This window comes from Dietzia sp. DQ11-44 (genome assembly GCF_014145205.1).
GTDB classification, from domain to species: domain Bacteria; phylum Actinomycetota; class Actinomycetes; order Mycobacteriales; family Mycobacteriaceae; genus Dietzia; species Dietzia natronolimnaea.
The window spans coordinates 1-1,699 of sequence record NZ_JAALEC010000558.1 but is presented as its reverse complement, the minus strand read 5'-3'; the positions used below and the strand labels follow the sequence as shown (position 1 = coordinate 1,699).

Genomic DNA, 1,699 nt, shown 5'->3' with positions numbered 1-1,699 from the left:
TCCGCCATCAACGGTGCGGCCCTGGGTGGCGGCCTCGAGCTCGCGCTCGCGTGCCACCACCGCGTCATGGCCGACGCCCGCGGCGCCAAGGTCGGCCTGCCCGAGGTCACCCTCGGTCTGCTGCCGGGTGGCGGCGGGATCGTCCGGACCGTCCGCATGTTCGGCCTGGCCCAGGCCGTGCCCAACATCCTCATGTCCGGTCGGTCCTTCGCGCCGGCCAAGGCGCTCGAGGCCGGCCTCGTCGACGAGGTCGTGGCCCCCGAGCAGTTGATCGACGCCGCCAAGGCGTGGATCGGCACCGAGCCCGAGGCCACCCAGCCGTGGGACCGCAAGGGGTGGAAGCTCCCCGGCGGCACGATCAAGGACCCCGCACTGGCCGGCGTCCTGCCGTCCTTCCCCGCGAACATGCGCAAGCAGACCAAGGGCGCGCCCTCCCCGGCGCCGCGTGCCATCATGGCCGCGGCCGTCGAGGGCTCGCAGGTGGACTTCGCCACCGCGGAGAAGATCGAGGCGCGCTACTTCGTCTCGCTGGTGACCGGCGTCGTGGCCAAGAACATGATCCAGGCCTTCTTCTTCGACATGCAGCACTGCTCCTCGGGGGGAGCGCGGCCCAAGGCCGCCGACGGTTCGGAGATCCCCCGGACGCAGTTCACCAAGGTCGGAGTCCTGGGAGCCGGCATGATGGGCGCGGGCATCGCCTACGTCTGCGCCAAGGCCGGCATCGAGGTCGTGCTCAAGGATGTCGAGCAGGCCTCCGCCGACAAGGGCAAGGCGTACTCCGAGAGCATCGAGGCCAAGGCGCTCGAGCGTGGCCGCACCACCCAGGAGAAGTCCGACGCGCTGCTCGCCCGGATCACCCCGACGGCGGATCCGCAGGCGCTGGCCGGCTGCGACCTCGTGATCGAGGCGGTCTTCGAGTCCCCGGACCTGAAGAAGAAGGTCTTCCAGGAGATCGAGGACGTCGTCAACGCGGACGCGCTGCTGGGGTCCAACACCTCCACGCTGCCGATCACCGACCTCGCGACCGGCGTCAAGCGGCCCGAGGACTTCATCGGCCTGCATTTCTTCTCGCCCGTCGACAAGATGCAGCTCGTCGAGATCATCAAGGGTGACAAGACCACGCCGGAGACGCTGGCCAGGGCCATCGACCTGACCCTGCAGATCCGCAAGATCCCGATCGTGGTCAACGACAGCCGGGGCTTCTACACCTCCCGCGTGATCGGCACGTTCGTCAACGAGGCGCTGGCCATGCTCGACGAGGGGATCGAGCCCTCCACCATCGAGCAGGCCGGCCGCATTGCCGGATACCCGGCCGCGCCGCTGCAGCTGTCCGACGAGCTGAACCTCAACCTGATGGTCAAGATCCGTCAGGCCACCCGCGAGGCCGAGGAGGCCGAGGGTAAGGAGTACGTGCCCAGCGCCTCCGACCGCGTGGTGCTGAAGATGGTCGAGGAGATCGAGCGCTCCGGTCGCGCCGCCGGCGCGGGCTTCTATGACTACATCGACGGCAAGCGCGCCGGCCTCTGGTCGGGTCTGCGGGAGGCGTTCAACACCTCCCCGGACAACGCGCCGCCACTGCAGGACCTGGTGGACCGCATGCTGTTCGCCGAGGTGCTCGAGACGCAGAAGTGCGTTGACGAGGGTGTGATCGTGGACGATGCCGACGCCAACATCGGTTCGATCATCGGCATCGGGTTCC

General features: G+C 68.9%; 1 protein-coding gene. It reads left to right on the top strand.

The features are described from left to right. On the top strand, positions 1–1,699 hold a 1,699-nt coding region (locus G6018_RS13390), incomplete at both ends, for a 3-hydroxyacyl-CoA dehydrogenase NAD-binding domain-containing protein (protein WP_182639873.1).